Source organism: Actinomyces oricola (genome assembly GCF_004104015.1).
In the GTDB taxonomy this organism is placed as follows: Bacteria; Actinomycetota; Actinomycetes; order Actinomycetales; family Actinomycetaceae; genus Actinomyces; species Actinomyces oricola.
In genome coordinates, this window is sequence record NZ_RYFV01000004.1 from 157,020 (window position 1) to 174,876 (window position 17,857).

The following is a 17,857-nucleotide window of genomic DNA, read 5'->3' on the forward strand; positions in this document are numbered from 1 at the left end:
CCGAGCCGGGGCAGGGCAGGGGCAGCGCGGGGCGTGAGGGGACTGTCCGGCTAGAGGCCCAGGAAGCGCAGGATCCTCGGCAGTTCGCGGCGGGCCTGCACCAGCCCGGCCTCATAGGTGGACACCAGGCGGTCGTAGCGCAGTTCACCGTTGGCAATGTCCATGCGCTCGGGCCGGTAGAGGTAGACACCGCCCTCACGGTGGCGCTCTTCAAGATCCTCCAGGGTCGCGTTGTAACGCTCAGGGCGGGCCACAATGCCCTCGGCGACTGCCGGGTAACGGCGGAATAGGCCCCGGTAGGCGGCCGGCAGGCGCTGGGGCGGCTTGCGGTAGCCGGCGGGGCGGGTGGAGACCACCAGCATTCTCTCGTAGCCGTCGGCCCGGGCGGCGTCGACGGCGAACCCGCCGGTGGGGCCCAATGCGCCATCGAGGTAGGGGACACCGTCAATGTCCACCACGGGCATGAGCAGGGGCATGGAGGAGGAGGCCTGGGCGCGCGGCAGCAGGTCCGCCAACTCAGCCATGTCCTCTAGGCCCCAGTAGACCTCCTCGCCGGTATCGCAGCGGAAAGAACCGATGCGCACCGTGGAGTCCGAGGAGTGGAAGGTGGGCCAGTCGAAGGGGAAGGCCTCCCCGGGCAGGGACGTGTGGTGGTAGATGTGCTCGGAGTTGAAGTAGCCCTGACGGCGCATGAAGCTTCCCCAGCCCCCCGCCTCGGGGTCGGTGGCCAGGCCGACAAAGGCGGAGCGCACGCGCCACGTGTCGCGCGAGACCATATTGACAGTGTTCGTGCAGCCCGCCGAGATGCCGCCCACCCAGGGAAAGGACAGGCCCTCCTCCAGGAGGACAGCTGTCAGGGCCGCGGTGTAGGTGCCGCGCATGCCGCCTCCCTCGAAGACGAGGGCGACATCCTCAACATGCTGGGTGATCGGCGCCGGCACATGGTTGGGGTGACCGTAGGGGACAGGGCGAGTGAGGTGGTCCGTGGAAGCCATGATGGCGGGCACGCTACTCCCCTTGAGCATCCAGGGCCGGGGCGTTTCCAATGCCGGACGGACCCGGCGCGGCCGCCGGCGGCACCTGGCCCGCCGGGCGGGCACCGGGCGGCCTTGGGCTCCTCGATCCGCGCCAAGGCGCGTTGATCCGCGGGCGGGCGGCCGCTCTGGGCCCTGACATCGGCCGCCGCTGAGGCGTAGCGTCATGCCATGCGAACCCTGCGTCTTCTTGAGCCCATGACCATGCGCGGCATCCGTGCCCGCAACCGCTTGTGGCTGCCGCCCATGTGCATGTACAGCGTCGAGGCCGCCGACGGCGCGGCCACCGACTGGCACGTCCTGCACTACGCCACCCGCGCCCAGGGGGGCTTCGGCACCATTGTGGTTGAGGCCACGGCGGTTGAGCCGGTGGGTCGCCTCTCCCCCTACGACCTGGGCTTGTGGGACGACTCCCATATCGCCGGGCATCGCCGGATAACCGAGGCGCTGCGCGCCCGTGGTGCGGTCGCCGGCGTCCAGCTCGGGCACGGCGGCCGCAAGGCCGGCACCGCACCGTGGCGCCCCAATGATCCGATGGCTCGACAGGGCACCTTGGAGGGTTGGGATGTTGTGGGACCCAGCGCAGTGGCCTACCCGGGGCACGCGGTGCCGCGCGCCCTGTCCACTGAGGATGTGCGCCATGTCGTGGAGGCCTTTGCGGCAGCGGCGCGCCGGGCGGTGGCAGCGGGCTATGAGCTCATTGAGATTCATGGCGCTCACGGCTATCTCATCCACCAGTTCCTCTCGCCCCTGTCCAACCACCGCGAGGACGCCTACGGCGGTTCCCCGAGCAGGCGGCGGCAGATCGCCTTGGAGGTCGTGCACGCGGTGCGTGAGGCGGTCGGCACGGAGACGGTGATCGGAATCCGTTTGTCGGCCACGGACTGGGTCGAGGGCGGCATCACCGCCCAGGACACTGCTGAACTCGCCCCACTGCTGGTCGAGGCCGGCGCCGACGTCCTGCATGTATCCACTGGCGGCAATGCGCCGGCCCAGGTGCCGGTGGGCCCGGGCTACCAGGTGCCGTTCGCAGCGCAGGTGCGCCGGGCGGTGGTGGGCACGGAGGCGCTGGTGGTGGCCGTCGGGCTCATTACCAGTGCTGCCCAGGCCGAACAGCTGCTGGCCTGTGGGCAGGCCGACGCGGTGGCTGTGGGCCGCCCGGCATTGCGCGACCCGTACCTGCCCTTGCGCTGGGCCCACGACCTGGGGGTCAACGCCTGGGATGAGGCCGGGTTCCCCATCCAGTACTGGCGCGGCGCCTGGCACTGAGGGGTTACTGAGAGGTTGCTGAGGGGCTTCGGCGGGCGGGGGGCCGCGGCGGGGCGGGCCCGCTCTGAACCGAGTTCCTGCTGGATCCGTGGGCGCGGATCCGTGAGCTCCAAGCTCAGTGGGCTCCGGCGCAGCGGGGCCGCGCCGGAGGCCTGCTCAGCGCCGGAGGCCTGCTCAGCTCCCCGACCAGTAGGCGCGCAGGGCCCGGGCCATCCAGGGCCCGTCCTGGACGCCGCACATTTCACGCTGGGAGTGCATGGACAGTAGTGGCACCCCCACGTCCACTGTCGTCATCCCCAGGCGCGCGGCCGTAATGGGACCAATGGTGGTGCCGCAGGGCACGGCGTTATTGGATACGAAGTCCTGCTGGGGCACGCCCGCGACTGCGCAGGCCCGCCTCCACAGCGCCTCCCCCGGGGCGTCGGTGGCGTAGCGCTGGCGGGCGTTGATCTTGAGCAGCGGGCCGCCGTTGAGGCGGGGCCGGACCACCGGGTCGTGCAGGCCCGGGTAGTTGGGGTGGATGCTGTGCCCGGCGTCGGCGCTCACACAGGTCGAGCGGGCGATCATTGCGGCGCCGGCGTCGCCTTCAACGCCCATGACGGCGCCGAGGCGCTTCAGGAGGGTTTCCAGGAGGGGGCCGGCTGCTCCGGAACGGGTCATGGAGCCGACTTCCTCATGGTCGAAGGCGATGAGCAGGAGCGGGTCCTCCAGGTCGGCCATAACGCCCGCGAGCGCTTCCAGGGCCACCAGCCCCGCGTGGACCGAGGAGAGATTGTCCAGGCGGGCGCTGGCGAGGAACTCCTGGTCGCGCCCGAAGCGGGCGGGGGGCTCGGTGGGGAACGTGAGAATGTCGTGCCCTGCGAGCTCAGTGGGCTCGATCCCGGCGATCTCACACAGGTGGGCCTCCACCGCATTGGGGGCGTCGTCGTCGGCCAGGGCCCACAGGGGCAGCAGGTGGGCCTGCGGGTCGAGGTGCAGGGAGTCGTTGACGCTGCGGTCCAGGTGCGGGGCGACTTGGGCGACGCGGGCAATCGGGCCGGTGCGCACCAGGACAGTGCGCCCGTCGCGGGTGGTGAGTCGGCCGGCCAGGCCGAGCTCGCGGTCCAGGAACGAGTTGAGTAGGGGGCCGCCGTAGACCTCCGCGTTGATGAGCTGGAATCCGGCGCGGGTGAGGGCCGCGGCGGGTTTGAGTTTGAGGGCCGGGGAGTCGGTGTGGGCGCCGATAATGCGGAAGGCGGCATTCCGGCCCGGGCGCGCGGGCAGGGCCCAGGCGGCCACGGCGCCATCGCGGATGACCAGGCCGCGGCGCGGCAGGGCCTCATCCCAGGGTTCGGTCTCCCTCACCGGCGTGAATCCGGCCGCCTCCAGGCGGGCGCAGACCTGGGCGGCGGCGTGGTAGGAGGACGGCGAAGCGGTTATGAAGTCAATGAGGGAGTCGGTGTAGGCGTCGGGGCTGTGCAGCGCCGGCATGCCGGCAGGAGGTGCGGAGGGGGCGGAGGTCATGGGCCGATCCTTCCACCGTCGGCCACTGCGCACCCGGCCACCCTCGCCGCCGACGCGTAAGGACTTTAGACCCATGGACTTCGTCGAGTGCGTCCACCTACACTTGCAATCGTTCCTGCAAACGTTCTCATGTAGGTTATCCGCTCACACCAGACCAGAAAGCGAGCGCGCCATGAGCGTCCCAGTCCCCAATCTCCGCGGCCTCAACCCCGCCCCCGTCACCCCCTTCACCCCTGACGGCCAGATCGACTTCCCCGCCATTGAGCGCCTCGGCTCGTGGCTGGGCACCTTCCCCGAGGTCACCTCCCTGGTAGTCCTGGGCCACGCCGGCGAAGGCACCTTCCTCACCCAGTCCGAGCAGGTTGCCGTCATTGAGGCCTTCGTCGCCTCCACCGCCGGCCGTGTCCCCGTAGTCGCCGGCATCACCGGTGAGGGCACCAAGGTTGCCGTTGAGGAGGCCCAGCGCGCCGTCGACGCGGGCGCCACCGCCGGACTCATCTACCCCTCCCACGGCTGGCTGCGCTTCGGCTTCCAGCCCGGGGCCCCGCAAGACCGCTACCGGGCCATCTACGAGGAGACCGGCCTCAACGAAATCCTCTTCCAGTACCCGGACAACACCAAGTGCTCCTACGACTTGGACACCCAACTTGAGATCGCCGCCCTGCCCGGCGTGCACTACACCAAGAATGGCGTGCGCAATATGAAGCGCTGGGACACCGAGATCCCCGTGCTGCGCCAGGCCTTCCCCGAACTCACCATTATGAGCTGCCACGACGAGTACCTGCTGCACACGATCTTCGACGTCGACGGCCTGCTCGTGGGCTACGGCAATATCGCTCCCGAGCTCCTGATCGCACTGCTCAAGGCCGGCCAGGCGCACGACTACGACGCCGCCCGGGCCGTCCACGACCGGCTCCTGCCGGTGACCAGCGCCGTCTACCACCGCGGCTCCCACATGGAGGGCACGGTGGCCCTCAAGGAGGCGCTGGTGGCCCGCGGGGTCCTGGAAACCGCCACCGTGCGCTCCCCGCTGCGCCCCCTGGCGGCGGGAGCCCACGAGGAGATCGCCGCGGCACTGGCCAGCGCGGGCCTTGGCGCCGCGCAGATCCCCTCCTGAGCGGTCTAGGCCCCCTGATCAGCCGCCCTCCGGCCGGCCGGCGCCATTAGGCCAGTTGGGCCAGTGCGCATGACCCGGCCGGTCCGGATCCCCTGGCCGGCCAACGCCGTCGGGCCCCGCACCAGGGCCCGACGGCGCCCCATCAGCCCCGCCCACAAACCACACCCACGTCTCGCAACGGAGCCCGGCCGTGATTCTCATTCATTTCCTCGTCATGCTCGCCTTCATCATTATCGGCGCGAAGATCGGCGGGATTGGCGTCGCCTTCGCCGGTGGTGCCGGCGTGCTCACCCTGGCGCTTCTGGGCGCCACACCAGGAGACCTGCCCATGCAGGTCATTGTGTTCATTATGGTGGTCATCTACGCCGCCTCGGCCATGCAGGCGGCCGGAGGCCTGGACTACCTGGTCAACCTCACCGACCGTCTTCTGCGGGCCCACCCCACCTATTTGGCCATTCTGGCGCCCCTGGTCACCTACACGCTCACCTTCATGGCCTCCACCGGACAGGTCTCCTTCGCCACCATGCCGGTGATCGTAGAGGTCGCCAAGGACAATAACATTCGCCCCACCCGCTCGCTGTCGGTCGCCGTAGCCGGCTCCCTGCTGGGCATTACCGCCTCACCCATCTCGGCGGCGGTGGTCTTCTTGTCCACCCAACTGGAGGACAGGCAGACCGGCTGGACCTTCATCGACCTCATCCTCGTCTCCATTCCAGCGACCTTCCTGGGCACCATGGTCACCGCCGTCATCTTCATGCTCTGGGACAAGGCCCGCGGCAACGACACCCTTGAGGACGTGCCCGAATACCAGCGCCGCCTGGCCGAGGGCAAGGTCGCCGCCCCCAAGCGGGAGGTGCGCCGGCTGCGCCCGGGCGCAAAACTCTCGGTCCTCATCTTCGTCACCGCCCTGGTGGTGGTCCTGACCTACTCCATCCTCATCTCGGAGAAGATCGGCATTATCGCCAACCCGGTCATGGATGCGGGTCAGTGCCGGATCGCCGTCATGCTGGCGGCGGCCGGCATGATCCTGGTGCTGTGCCGAACCAGCCCCAAGGAGATCCCCTCCTCCTCGATCTTCCGCACGGGCATGAACGCCTGCGCCTGCATCCTGGGCGTGGCCTGGCTGGGCACCACCTTCATGTCCAACCACCAGGAGTGGATCCAGACCCACCTGGGCGACACCATCTCCGGGCGCCCCTGGCTCTTCGCCATTATCGTCGTCGTGGCCTCCTCCCTGCTGTACTCCCAGGCCGCCTCCACCAAGGCGCTCTTCCCCACGGCATTGGCCATTGGCGTCGCCCCCGCCACCGTGGTGGCCTGCTTCCCGGCCACCTCGTCCCTGTTTATCCTGCCGACCTATCCCACCCTGCTGGCGGCGGTGGACCTCGATGACACCGGGTCAACCCGTCTGGGGCGCCGTTTCTTCGACCACCCCTTCCTCATCCCGGGCCTGACGGCCACGACCCTGAGCGTCGTCTTCGGCTTCGCCCTGTCGGCGATCGTGGTCTGAACCAGGCCCGCACCCGGTGTGCTGCACTCTCGGGGCGCGCTTGTAGGCCGATAGCATGCGACCGGTCCGCAAGCGCGCTCACGCGGAATGACGGTGCCGGTCCACTGGCGCCGCCAGTTCGCCAGCGCCTCCCGATCCGGGGCGGACCTCGGGGTCCCGACGCCGTCGCGGGCCGGGACCGCGGGCACGCCGCGCGCAGAGGGCAGGTCAGGAGGCCGCAATGAGAACCGTCACCCTTAAGGACGTCGCCGCCGCGGCGGGCGTCTCGGTCTCGACGGTTTCGCGCGTCCTGGACGAGCGCCTGCCCCCTTCCCGGTCGCAGGCCGCCGAACGGGTGCGGGTCGCCGCCGCCGAGCTCGGCTACCGCCGCGACGCCGCCGCCTCGGCACTGCGTCGCGGTGACACCGCCACAATCGGCGTCCTGGTGCCGCGCCTGAGGGACACGGTCATGGCCCTGCTCTTCGAGGCCCTGTACACCGAGGCCGCCCACCGCGGCCTATTCGCCCTGGTGTCCGTGTGCGGCGATGACCCGGCCGAGGAGAGCAACGCCACTGAGTCCCTGCTCTCCCGGCGCGTGGACGGGCTGGTGCTGGCCGCCGCCCGGCTCGACGACGCTTTGCCCACCCGCCTGCGGAACCAGCACGTACCGCACGTGCTGGCGCTGCGCACTGATGGGCACAGCCCGGCGGCCGTGTGCGATGACGAGCTGGGCGGCTACCTGGCCACTCGCCACCTCATTGACCTGGGTCATGAGCGCGTCGCCGTCCTCCCCGGCCCGGACTTCACCTCCACCGCCGCCAGGCGCCTGGCGGGCTTCCGTCAGGCCGTCTCAGAGGCGGGCTTGAAGGCGCCCGGCGGCGTCGTGCGCCACTGCGGCTTCGACTACCAGGCGGGGCTCCAGACGGCGGGGGTGCTCCTGGGGGAGCAGCCCGATGTCACCGCCGTGTTCGCCGCCAACGACCAGCTCGCCCTGGGCGCCATCACCGCGGCGCACCAGCTGGGGCGCCGCGTCCCCGAGGACCTGTCAGTGGTGGGCTACAACGACACGCCCCTGGCGGCCCAGCTTCCCGTCCCACTGACCACGGTGCGGGTGCCCTTCGAGCGGATCGCCGCCGACGCCCTGGACCTGCTGTCCTCCACCCCTCCCGCCCCTCAGGGCGCCGCCGTTGAACGGCGTTCGACGCCCACGCTCATACCTCGCCACTCCACGGCCCGCCCCTAAGACGGGCGCGAGCCGGTCGTTCGAGGGCGCCGCTGAGGAGCTCGACCTGGCTCGCCCCCTAGGGCGGGCACGGGTCCTGAACCCGGCCCGGACCCGGCCCGCCTCCTCCTGAAGGAGGATTCTCCTCCTTCAGGAGGGTGTGGAGCCGAGCACGTCTCATTCTTAAGGTCTTGCCCTACGGCTTCTACCGCGACAGACTCCTCCTATAGGTGCATGATGGCACCACAGGGAGAGGACAACATATGACGTCGCAGAGCGTAGCACCAGTGGCGGTGAAGCCACTGCCGCGAACGCAGCCTCGCCGCGCCGCCCGTGGGTCCCGTCTCGCCCCCGTTGTCTTTCACCGTGTCATTAGTGGCGTGCACCGGATCCTGCCGCGCGCCGTGAGGGCGCGCGTGCCGGCCACCTTCCTCGGCTACGCGCTCATCAACGGATCGGCCTTCCTTATTGACATCAGTTTCCTGTGGGTCTTCTACGAGAAGCTGCACTGGTTCTACCCGCTGGCCGTCACGGTCGGCTACGCCATTGCCGGCATCTACTCCCTGCTGCTCAACCGCTGGCTGAACTTCCAGTCCCACGGGCACCTGGTGGCCCAGGGCTCGCGCTACTTCGCCGGGCTCATCAGCCAGTACGTGATTTTCATTGTGGGCCTGTCCAGCCTGCTGCACTGGGCGGGGATGAACGCCGAGTTGGCGCGCTTCCTCTCGGCGTGCTGCGAGGGCGTCTACCTGTACGTGCTCATGCGCGTATGGGTCTTCCGCGGCGCCCCGGAGCCCGAGGAACCCTGAGCGGGGGATCGCCGAGCGAGGGCTTGCCGGCAGCGCCGGGCCTCGGCGGTCCTGACCATTCCATTGAAGCGCCCCTGAGAGTTGGGGGCCGCCGACTTCGGCGGAAGAAGTTGCGCGATCCAGGTCGAAGCGCCCCTGAGAGTCGGGGGCCACTGCCCGAGCGCCGGCCCCGCTGCCCGGTTGAGCCCGGCGGGGCCGGCCTTCCAGAGCTTCCCGAAGAAGGCACCGGGGCCCGGCCCGGTCTACCAGAAGGCCCGAGTAGTCTCAGTGGGCCCGTCGAGTTCAGTGAAGCCGGCGTCCACCACCGACACTGGCCGCACTGCGGCCTCCCACTGCCGGTGGGTCGGCACCACAAGCCGCACCCGGAAGCCGTCGGCGGCCCACGCCCGGCGCAGCGCGGTGGGCATCTGCGGGCTCTCCCAGGCCAGTTGAGCGGCGTGGGCCGCCTGGGCCGCAAGCTTGCCCGCGCTCATGTCGTGTACGGGGGTGGCCTCAATAGTCACCAGGGCGTCGTGGGAGAGGCTGTGCACCCCCAGGGCGATCTCCCCGGCCGCACTGGGGTCGCGGGCAATGCGCGCCGTAATGGCCGCCGGCGGCGGTGGCAGCTCGGCACCGGAGGGGAAGACCGTGCCCTCCACCTGGGTCTTGGCCAGGGCGGCGGGCAGGGGTCGGACCGGTCCGGGCACGAAGGCGCGGGCCGCCGCTGGTCCCCAGCCATGCGGCGTTTCCTGGGTGACGGTCACGCCGTCGAGCTCATGGAGTTCACGCCAGCGCGCCGAGCGGGCTCGGCGCACCAGTTTGCGAATGCGCCCGTCGTGCCAGTAGGAGACCGCCTCATGCCAGGGGCCGCCGGGTGCCGCCTGCGGTGAGGCCAGCAGGCCGACGACGGCGCGGGCCACGACCTCGGCCACGTCGACGCGCCTGGGCGGGTCAGTCTTGGAGTAGTGCACGGCGATCTGCATGCCCCAGGGGGTGTCATGGTCACCGCCGCTGGTCGGCGAGGGGCGCTGGGCGGCCGGGCGGGGGGCGGAAGCGGGCATGGGGTGAGCCTACGGAACAGCGCGTCCGGGGTCGGGGCGCCAAGCGGCGTCGTCCCGCTTGAGCGGGCCTCTCCTCCTGGGCGAGGAGAAGAGCGTTGGCCCCGTCTCGTTCGACAGCAGGAGCAAAAGACCAACAGCACCCCAATAAGTTACGGCCATGAACACGACTCCTTCGACCTCCGCCGGCCTGCCCGGCGCCCAGGGGAACAACCCGGTCGTACGAGGTCAGTGGCTGCGAGGTGTCCGGCCTGCCCGGCGCCCAGGGGAACAACCCTGGCCCTGAGATCCCCAGGCCGCGCCTGCTCAACGGCGCCACCATCCATGGGGTGGCCGGTCAACGAAAACTGCGCCACCCGGCGGAGTGGCCACTGGTGTGGGCGTCCGCGGTCATCACCGCGATCGCCTATGGGCTGTGGGCGGCAACTCTGGCGTGGCTCGCCCTGGTCCCCGAGCACACTGGGGTCGGCACGTACGTGCGGGACTTCCTCAGCACGGACTCCACCGCCGTCCAGGCCCTCCTGTTCCTGCCGTTCATGCCCATCATTATCTGGGTGGTCAGGGCCATGATGTACGCCAATATGCGGTCCAACGCGGTGCAGATGAGTCCCACCCAGTTCCCCGAGGGGTACCGCATGGTGGTGGAGGCCGCGCAGCGCCAAGGGCTGCGGCGCGTGCCCGACGCCTACGTACTGCTGGGCAACGGCGCTATTAACGCCTTCGCCTCCGGTCACGGCTTCCGCCGCTTCGTGGTGGTGTATTCCGACCTATTCGAGATCGGCGGGCGGGCCCGGGACCCCGAGGCCCTGCGCTTCGTCATTAACCACGAAGTGGGGCACCTGGCCGCCGGTCACGTCTCCTACTTCCGGCTCCTGCTGACCCTCCTGGCCCGCCAGCTCCCGCTGCTCGGCCCGGCCCTGTCACGGGCCCAGGAGTACACCGCCGACAACTACGGTTACGACGCCGCCCCGCAGGGGGTGGCCGGGGTCATGGGCCTGCTCACCGCGGGCAAGTACCTGGGCGCCCAGGTCAATACCCATGCGCTGGCCGACCGCGCCGCCCGCGAGAAGGGCCTGTGGCTGCACCTGGTTGTTTGGGGGGCCAGCCACCCGGTGCCGACCTGGCGGACCCATGCCCTGCGCGACCGGAACCGACCGGGCCGGATCATGCTGCGCCCCAAGGAGAGCGCGGCCTGGTTCCCGCCGGCTGGGGCTCATGGGTCGCAGCACTCCGCAACATGGCCGACCCCCGCCCAGGTCCTCGCGCACCTGGACAGCAGCAAGCCTCGGGTCCCCTCCGAGGAGCAGTTCGGACGCTACCCGGGGATCAGCTACGAGGTGCCGCGCGACGAGCTGCGCTGGGCGGACCCGACCCCGGCGCCGGTCTCGCCGCCCCCGGCCCAGCCCGACCCCTGGCACTCGCCCTCGGGCGCCGGCACCGACTCCTCCGCGCCAGCCTGAACCCCAGGAGCAGGGCCCGCCCGGGCACGGTGAGTCATTAACGTCGGTCCGCCGGCCGAGTCGAGCAGTGTCGATCCGCACGCCGAAGTTAACCTGCACGCCGAATACGCCGATCGCGGCCGCCTCTCGTTCTCCAGTCAACAGTCCTTGGCCGAAGAACGAGAGGCGGCCGCGATCGGCATTGGTGCAGGGCCAGCGCGCTCCTGGCGATTACGCGCTACCCATTGCCGCACAAAGCCAGCGGTCCGAGGCCGGCCCGCCGCGCACGCACCTGGAGCGCCGAGGCCGCAACTCACCTGCGGCGCCCCGTGGGCCCCGGGTCGGCCCACAGTGATGCCATCGCTGATGGACTGCCTGCCGGGCACCCCGTGGGCCCGAGGTCGACCGGACCTGAGCGTCCGCCTTGTTCGGGTGCGGTCTTTGCGGCTTAAGGGACCGCGGATGGGACTCAGAGCTCACGGGCTGGGGCATTCGGCGGACGGGGATACACCTCCTGAGAGACAATGGTGAGATGCGGCACATTATCTGGGATATGGGTGGAACCCTGGTCGATACCTACCCCGGGGTGGTCAACGCTTTGTGCAAGGCGGCGTTTGGAGACACCACCCCGGCTCACCTGCGCGAAACCGGCGCTCTGACCAGGCGCTCAATCGGCCACGCCATTGAGACCCTTTCCGCCTCGCGCGGGGTGCCCCGTGAGGATCTGGAGCGCGCCCACGAGGAGCTTAAGACCCGATGGCGCACCCGGCCGGCCCCCGTCATGGACGGTGCACGTGAACTCATGGCGCGGGTGTGGGAGAAGGGGGGCCTCAACCTCATGGCCACCCACCGCGACCGGGCCAGCGCCACCATGCTGGTTACCGTGCTCGGCCTCGACCTCGACGACATGGTCTGCGCACCCGACGGCTACGAGCGCAAGCCCAGCCCCGCCATGAACCTCCTGCTGGCCGACAAGTACGGCCTCGATCCAACCCAGGTCCTTTGCGTAGGGGACCGCCCCATTGACGCCGTCGCCGCCGCGCGCGCCGGGATGCCTCCTGCGCTCCTGGTCTCCCCGGGAACCATCCTCACCCTCGAAAACCCGGTCGAGGGCACGGTGGTGGTGGCGAGCCTGCGCGACCTCATCCCCTTCTTCTGAGTCCCTCTGGGCCCCCGACCCCCCACGGGAGGCCCTGGGCGAGGCGGGCCCGAGCGGGGTCTCCGGCGCATTCAAGAGGAAGCGCCCGGGAGCCCTGGGCGGGGCGGGGCAGGCCTTACCGTGAGCTCGGGGACCACTGAGGCGCCCTGGGGCCTGGTTGAGCGCATCAAGCCATGCGGCGGCGCCGATGGGCGGCGCCGCCGGTGGGCGGGTGGCCGGAAGGATTGGCGGTGTTGCACATTCTTCTTGCGTGGGGCTGTGGGGGATCGTTGGTATTTCAACGATCCCTCGCCGTAAGCCACCCGTTCGGCAAAGATGAATGTGCAACGGAGTACCCATTCGCACATTCATCCCATTCCCGAACCCTCAAGCCCCGAGCAGATCCGCAGGATTCCGCGCCTCCTCAGTCTTCGAGGGAAGAAAGAATGTGCAACCCCCCAAGCCCGCACGCACCTCCCGGGGGTCGCCACTGCGCCAGAGGCCGGCCGGCCAACGTGCTAGGTTCTCCCCGCGCCGGCCCCAAGCACGAGGAGCAGCAATGGCCACCGACCCCATCGCCCCAGTTGACCGGCAGCGAATCCGGCCGGCCGACCAGGCCCCGGCCCTCCAACCCGAAGAGCCCGCGGTCACCAACTGGAAGACGACCGCACTCAATGAGTTATTCGCCCACCTGCTGGCCCTGGCCGGAACCCCGACAGGCCGCCCCGCCATTGTCGCGGTGGACGGCCGCGGCGCCGCCGGCAAGACGACCCTGGCCGGGGCCCTGGTCTCAGCCGTCCCGGGGACGCAAGTAGTGCACGTTGACGACCTGGACTGGAATGAGCCCCTCTACCAGTGGGATCACGTGCTCGTGGCCGCACTCACCGAGCTGCACACCACCGGTGCCCTGGACTACGTGCCCCCGGCGTGGCGGCCCCACGGCCGCTCCGGCTCGGTGGTGGTCCAGGCCGGGACTCCACTCGTCGTCGTCGAAGGAACCGGGGCGAGCATGCGGGCCGTGACCGATCTGCTGGATGCGTGCGTGTGGGTCCAGACCGATGACCAAGTCGCCGAGGACCGCGGCATCCAGCGGGACATTGCCGAGGGGGTCAATGGGGGCGTCGAAGACACGGTGGCCTTCTGGCACTGGTGGATGGCCGGCGAGCGGCGTTTCTTCGCCGCCGATCGGCCTTGGGAGCGGGCGGACGTCATCGTCTCCGGTGCGCCGGCGCTCGGCGTGGAGGCCGGGGAGGTCGCCTGGGCGGAGGGCCCGCTGCGCTCGCCGACTGCAACCGTATTGGGCGCGCACAAGCACTAAGGCCGCACACGGGCCCAGGGGCGGGTGCCGGGCCGGTCGCTCTATGACCGACCGTCACCCGCCCCTGGGCCAGTACCTCGCCCTCATCGCCCTCAGGCGCTCACCGGTACCGCCGTGGCGGTGTCCTGCGCCTCAGCGACCTGCTCCATGCCGCTCTTGCGCGACAGCGGCACCTCCGGCAGAAGCAGCGCCACCACGGCGGTGACCACGAACAGCGGCACCATCCAGCCGAAGATGGGCAGCAGGGCGTCCGCGTAGGAGCTCGCGACGGCGTCGTGCAGCACCGTAGGGAGCTGGTTCACCAGCGCAGGGGTCAGTGAGGAGGTGTCCTGCCCCTGGAACTGGGCGAGCGCCGTCGGGTCCGCGCTATGGGCCAAGGACGTCATCTTCTCGGCGAGCTCACTGGTGAGATTGGAGGAGAATGCCGCACCAATGAGGGAGGCGCCCAGCGCGACCGCCACTTCGCGGAAGAAGTTGTTGCCACTGGTGGCCGTGCCCAGGTGCCGGGCGGGAACGGCGTTCTGGACAACAGTGACCAGGAGCTGGAAGAACAGGCCGATCCCCGCGCCCATGACGAAGGTGGCCGCAGAGACCTCCCACACCGGCGAGGAAATGCTCAGCCTGGAGAGCCAGAGGGCGGCGGTAGCCGCGACCAGGGATCCGGCCACGGGGTAGGCCTTGTAGCGGCCGTTACGTGCGACCAGGACGCCCGAGAGGATGGAGGCGGTGAGCATGCCAATGGTCATGGGCACCAGAAGGAGCCCGGAGATGGTGGCAGAATGCCCGTAGACCATCTGCAAGTAAGTGGGCAGATAGCTCATGACGCCAATCATCCCGCCCATGGCGAGCATGCCCACCACGGTGGAGATGACGAATGTGCGGTTGGTCAGAATAGCGGAGGGCAATATGGGGTCGGCCGCCCGCGTCTCGACCCAGGCGAACAGCCCCCAGCAGGCCACGCCGGCCACGACCAGGAAGATAATGACGGGGCTGGACCAGGCGTACTGGGTGCCTCCCCAGGTGGCCACGAGGACCAGGGCGATGGCCCCGGCGTTCATGAGGGCCAGGCCGGCCCAATCAATGGGACTGCTCAGAGGGCGCTTGGGCAGGCGCAGCACCACCGTGACGGCGATAAAGGCGAGAACGCCCAAGGGGAGGTTAATCCAGAAGGTCCAGCGCCAGGACACCGAGTCGGTCAACCAGCCGCCGATAATGGGGCCCAGAATTGAGGCGATGCCGAACATGGTGCCCATGGGGGCCATGTAGGTGCCGCGCACGCGCGGTGGAATGAGGTCTCCGGTAATGGCCTGGGAGGAAATCATGAGGCCGCCGCCGCCCAGGCCCTGCAAGGCGCGGTAAGCGATGAGTTGGATCATGGTGGTGGCGGTGCCGCACAGGGCCGAGCCGACAAGGAACAGACCAATAGCCGTCAGGAAAAGATTCTTGCGCCCCACCAGGTCGCCGAGCTTGCCGTAAACGGGCATGGCCACAGTGATCGCCAGGGTGTATGCGGTGAGGATCCAGGCCATGTGGGCGGCGCCGCCCAGGTCGCCCACAATAGTGGGTAGGGCGGTGCCGACAATGGTCTGATCCATGGCGGACAGGAACATGACCACCAGGAGTGAGGCGTAGACGGCCCAGAAGCGGCGGTCGGGGTGGAAATCACTTTCCGCGCTGGTCGCGGCCCGAGCCGACGGCGTCGCGTGTTCAGTCATATGTTGTCACCTTCATGTAAAAGTTGGGAAGGATTTAAAAAGGAACCAATGGGATTGGCCCGGCCGGCCGGGACCGAATTTGCGGGGCCGGGCCTGGTAGGGCCGGCCGGGACCGGATTCGCAGGGCCGGGGCTCGGTGCGCCCGTTTCGCAACTCGGTGCGCCCGTTTCGCAAGCAGGAGCGCCGGCCGAATCCGGTCGGTCAGGCGGCGCCGTGCCGGTCGGGTGGGGTGAGAACCTCGCCCATGGCCGCACTCACGGCGCGAATCGCCTCGGGAAGGGTCAGTGACACCTGAGGTCGGCCCCCTGCATCTTCAGATGCTGCCGGTTGTTCCAGGGCCGCCGCGGATGCGGCCCCGGCCCGGGCGGCTACATCCTCGGTCCGGGCGGGGCCGACAGGGCGCTCCGGGGTCGGGGCGGAGCCGACGGGGTGCTCCGGGGTCGGGGGTGAGCCGCTGGCGTCGCGGCCCGTCCACAGATCCATGGCGGCGTGCTGGATGCTAATAGTCAGGGCGACGACCGCGCGCACGCGGGCGTCGTCGACTGGGACACGGAGGCGACGGCTCACGGCATCGGTCAAGGAGAACGCGAAGCTGCGAAAGCGCTCATGAACAGCGCGCTCCACTTCAGGGTTGTCGCGGACGATTCCCTCGAAGCCGACGAGCCAGCCGCGTTCAGATTCCAGGGGCTGCGCCCCGCAGACCAGAAGGGTGGTCAAGTCCTCCAGAAGAGGGCCCGAGCCGGCCACGAAGGCCTCGACCGCCTCGGGCTCGGGCGGTTCCGGGCCTACCACCAGAAGGTCAGCCTTCGAGTCGAAATGGTTGAAGACTGTGCGCCGTGAGACGCCGGCCAGGGCGGCGACGTCATCGACGGTGACAGCGGCATAGCCGCGCTCCCGGGTCAGGGTGAGCGCAGCCGCGCGAATGGCGGCACGGGTGCGCCGGGCGTTCATGGCACGGCGGTTGGATCGAGTCACCACCCCAGTATGCACTCAGTGCAAATTTGCACCAAGTGCAGCTATATGCGAGGTCGGTCACGTTGCGCACTGACGCCAGGCGACCGACCGCAGAAGACTCCTGCCGGCCCGGCCGCCCATGGGCGCAACCTCTGCCTAGAACTGCCCAGAACCTGGCCGTCGCCGCGCCCGACCGCCTACCATTCCTACTCCGGCCCCGCCAGCCGCCTGATCACGCAAAGGAGCGTCCCATGCCTCAGAGTCCCGCATCACCCGCATCCGCAACCGGCCCCGAGCCCGCGGCCGGCTCAACACTCCCGGCCAGCTCCCGCGAGATCGAGGTCCGACGTCGAATGGCCGCCCAGGAGCTGTACACCGACGAAGGACCGGGACTGGAGGCGCTCAGCGAACAGCGCACGCGCGGCAAAGAACTGGCCGCCCAGTTCAATGCGACCTCCCCAAGGGATGCGGCCGGACGCCGTCGACTCCTGGAAAAGATTCTTGGCCGGGCCGGGGACATGGTCTGGTTCGAGCCGCCCATCCACGTTGCCTATGGCGTCCACACGCACGTAGGCACCCGTGTCTACGCCAACGCCGGGCTCATGCTTATTGACGACTCCCCCATTACCATTGGCAATGGCGTCATGTTCGGGCCGCACGTGACCATCACGACCGCCGGACATCCCGTCCACCCCGAGGTGCGTCCGCACGGAGAACAGTTCTCAGCGCCCGTGATTATTGAGGATGACGTATGGGTCGGCGGGAACGTGACCATCCTGCCCGGCATTAGAATCGGCCGCGGGTCGGTAATCGCCGCGGGCGCAGTGGTGACGGCCAATGTACCGCCCATGGTCGTGGCCGGAGGTATTCCAGCGCGCGTCCTGCGCCCGATCACCGACGCCGACCGCCAGTGGACCTACACTCCGCCGCGAACCCTCGACGTTCCCGAACGCCAGGGCTGAGCCGGACGAAGGGCCGCCCCACGAGCGGAAGGCCGCCCCGCGGACGGAGGGCCGCCCCGCGGACGGAGGGCCGCCCCGCGGACGGAGGGCCGCCCCGCGACTCACCCATGATGGGGCTGGTGGAGGAGGGGCAATCTCTACTGAACTCGACCGATCCCGCGCTACGCGTCGCCCGGTCCGGCCGGCGGGCGCGACCCGCTCTCGCGCCCATTGAGCAGCAGGTACCCGATATACACCACCAATGCGCCCAGCGAGTTGGCCAGAATGTCCCAGTTCGTCTCATCCAGGGTGAGCCACACCAGGCCGGTCTTCACCGTCAAAAGCTCGAACAGCTCATTAATGCACCCCAGTGCCGACACCAGGGCGAATAGCGAGAACGCCTCAAGCGACCAGTGCCCGCGCCAGCCCAGCGACCGCTTGAGGTAGTACCACAGCAGCCCGGTGAATAGGCCGCCGCCCACGAAGTGGGCACTGAAACTGGTGTCCTGCCCCTCAATGAGGGGCGAGGGCAGGTACCACGACACTGCGAACAGCCCGCACGCCGAATACAGCCACCGGCGCCAGCGCCGCTCCTCAACAAACCCGTTCTTCTTCAGCAGCGCCGGGCACGCCACAGCCATGACGACTGGCACGCAGACGGATATTACGTAGAACATAGGCGAAAAGACTCACTCATGGGGTACGGGCGAACACGGCCCCAAACTAGTGTCGTGTTTCTGAAGTAGTTGGGCGCTTGGCTTTCTTGAGTATCTGGTCGGCGGGCTTGGTCCAGGAGAAGGGTTTGCAGGTCTTGTTGTAGGTGTCGATGAAGCGTCGGATGGTGGTGGTCAGCTCGCGCACGGAGCGGAAGG

Annotated in this window: 15 protein-coding genes; 9 read left to right on the forward strand and 6 right to left on the reverse strand. The window is 69.3% G+C overall.

Annotated elements, in window-relative coordinates; genetic code table 11:
- Positions 1-50: 50 nt before the first annotated feature.
- The gene (locus EUC46_RS03040; RefSeq protein WP_128772742.1) at positions 51-995 is read right to left on the reverse strand and encodes a patatin-like phospholipase family protein; all 945 of its coding nucleotides are present in this window, start codon (positions 993-995) and stop codon (positions 51-53) included.
- A 210-nt stretch (positions 996-1,205) separates the two neighbouring features.
- On the opposite strand from EUC46_RS03040, the gene EUC46_RS03045 reads away from it, so the two are divergent.
- Positions 1,206-2,303 (forward strand): NADH:flavin oxidoreductase/NADH oxidase, encoded by a 1,098-nt coding sequence (locus EUC46_RS03045; RefSeq protein WP_128772712.1) that lies wholly within the window; start codon positions 1,206-1,208, stop codon positions 2,301-2,303.
- Between the two features lie 174 nt (positions 2,304-2,477).
- On the opposite strand, the gene EUC46_RS03050 is transcribed toward EUC46_RS03045, so the two are convergent.
- Positions 2,478-3,806, reverse strand: a complete 1,329-nt coding sequence (locus EUC46_RS03050) for a M18 family aminopeptidase (protein WP_128772713.1) — start codon at positions 3,804-3,806, stop codon at positions 2,478-2,480.
- Between the two features lie 172 nt (positions 3,807-3,978).
- Here EUC46_RS03050 and EUC46_RS03055 point away from each other — a divergent pair, with 172 nt between their 5' ends.
- The 4 genes from EUC46_RS03055 to EUC46_RS03070 all read left to right on the forward strand — a co-directional run bounded on the left by EUC46_RS03055 (position 3,979) and on the right by EUC46_RS03070 (position 8,443).
- Positions 3,979-4,923, forward strand: a complete 945-nt coding sequence (locus tag EUC46_RS03055; RefSeq protein ID WP_128772714.1) for a dihydrodipicolinate synthase family protein — start codon at positions 3,979-3,981, stop codon at positions 4,921-4,923.
- A 190-nt stretch (positions 4,924-5,113) separates the two neighbouring features.
- Positions 5,114-6,433: an anaerobic C4-dicarboxylate transporter family protein gene (locus EUC46_RS03060; protein WP_128772715.1), complete on the forward strand. Its 1,320-nt coding sequence runs from the start codon at positions 5,114-5,116 to the stop codon at positions 6,431-6,433.
- A 220-nt stretch (positions 6,434-6,653) separates the two neighbouring features.
- Positions 6,654-7,655: a LacI family DNA-binding transcriptional regulator gene (locus tag EUC46_RS03065; protein ID WP_128772716.1), complete on the forward strand. Its 1,002-nt coding sequence runs from the start codon at positions 6,654-6,656 to the stop codon at positions 7,653-7,655.
- A 242-nt stretch (positions 7,656-7,897) separates the two neighbouring features.
- Positions 7,898-8,443, forward strand: a complete 546-nt coding sequence (locus EUC46_RS03070) for a GtrA family protein (protein WP_128772717.1) — start codon at positions 7,898-7,900, stop codon at positions 8,441-8,443.
- A gap of 242 nt (positions 8,444-8,685) precedes the next feature.
- Here EUC46_RS03070 and EUC46_RS03075 read toward each other — a convergent pair whose 3' ends face one another.
- A complete protein-coding gene (locus EUC46_RS03075; RefSeq protein ID WP_128772718.1) occupies positions 8,686-9,483 on the reverse strand; it encodes a peptidyl-tRNA hydrolase in 798 nt (265 codons plus the stop codon).
- A 239-nt stretch (positions 9,484-9,722) separates the two neighbouring features.
- Here EUC46_RS03075 and EUC46_RS03080 point away from each other — a divergent pair, with 239 nt between their 5' ends.
- From EUC46_RS03080 to EUC46_RS03090, 3 genes are all read left to right on the forward strand, one after another.
- Positions 9,723-10,940 carry a M48 family metallopeptidase gene (locus EUC46_RS03080; RefSeq protein ID WP_421701128.1) on the forward strand — a complete coding sequence of 406 codons (1,218 nt, stop codon included), beginning with the start codon at positions 9,723-9,725 and terminating at the stop codon, positions 10,938-10,940.
- A gap of 511 nt (positions 10,941-11,451) precedes the next feature.
- Entirely contained in the window at positions 11,452-12,078 is a 627-nt protein-coding gene (locus EUC46_RS03085; RefSeq protein WP_128772719.1) for an HAD family hydrolase, read from the forward strand.
- Positions 12,079-12,616: 538 nt separating this feature from the next.
- On the forward strand, positions 12,617-13,375 hold the full coding sequence (locus EUC46_RS03090; RefSeq protein ID WP_128772720.1) for a uridine kinase family protein: 759 nt from the start codon (positions 12,617-12,619) through the stop codon (positions 13,373-13,375).
- A 92-nt stretch (positions 13,376-13,467) separates the two neighbouring features.
- On the opposite strand, the gene EUC46_RS03095 is transcribed toward EUC46_RS03090, so the two are convergent.
- Entirely contained in the window at positions 13,468-15,090 is a 1,623-nt protein-coding gene (locus EUC46_RS03095) for an MDR family MFS transporter (protein ID WP_128772721.1), read from the reverse strand.
- Positions 15,091-15,291: 201 nt separating this feature from the next.
- Positions 15,292-16,065, reverse strand: a complete 774-nt coding sequence (locus EUC46_RS03100) for a TetR/AcrR family transcriptional regulator (protein WP_128772722.1) — start codon at positions 16,063-16,065, stop codon at positions 15,292-15,294.
- 230 nt (positions 16,066-16,295) lie between these two features.
- On the opposite strand from EUC46_RS03100, the gene EUC46_RS03105 reads away from it, so the two are divergent.
- Positions 16,296-17,006: a sugar O-acetyltransferase gene (locus EUC46_RS03105; protein ID WP_128772723.1), complete on the forward strand. Its 711-nt coding sequence runs from the start codon at positions 16,296-16,298 to the stop codon at positions 17,004-17,006.
- Positions 17,007-17,167: 161 nt separating this feature from the next.
- Here EUC46_RS03105 and EUC46_RS03110 read toward each other — a convergent pair whose 3' ends face one another.
- Positions 17,168-17,638: a hypothetical protein gene (locus EUC46_RS03110; RefSeq protein WP_241655354.1), complete on the reverse strand. Its 471-nt coding sequence runs from the start codon at positions 17,636-17,638 to the stop codon at positions 17,168-17,170.
- Positions 17,639-17,857 lie beyond the last annotated feature (219 nt).